At 67.5% G+C, this 360-nt stretch carries 1 protein-coding gene; it reads right to left on the bottom strand.

The features are described from left to right. A partial coding sequence (locus tag OYT88_RS20785; protein WP_527194303.1) for a thiamine pyrophosphate-binding protein occupies positions 1-360 on the bottom strand: 360 nt, incomplete at both ends.

The following is a 360-nucleotide window of genomic DNA, read 5'->3' on the forward strand; positions in this document are numbered from 1 at the left end:
TGCGCCTCTTCGGCTCCGAGCGGACTGCCGTGCACCTGGTTCGTGCCGGCAACGTGCGGCGCCCCGTAGCCGATCGTCGTCCGCACCTCGATCAGCGTCGGCCGGTTCTCCTCGGCGACTGCCGCATCGAGCGCCTGTTTCACTGCCTCCACCTCATTGCCGTCCCCGACGAGCAGCGTCTGCCAGCCGTAGGCGTCAAAGCGCGGACGGACGTGCTCCGTAAACGACCTATCGAGTTTCCCGTCCAGCGATATCTGGTTCGAGTCATAGAGGACGATCAGGCGGCCGAGCTTCAGCCGGCCGGCCAGCGACGCCGCCTCGGACGAGACGCCTTCCATCAGGTCGCCGTCGCCGCAGAGC

It is taken from the genome of Sporolactobacillus sp. CQH2019 (assembly GCF_028765345.1).
Classification (GTDB): Bacteria; Bacillota; Bacilli; order Bacillales; family Sporolactobacillaceae; genus Sporolactobacillus.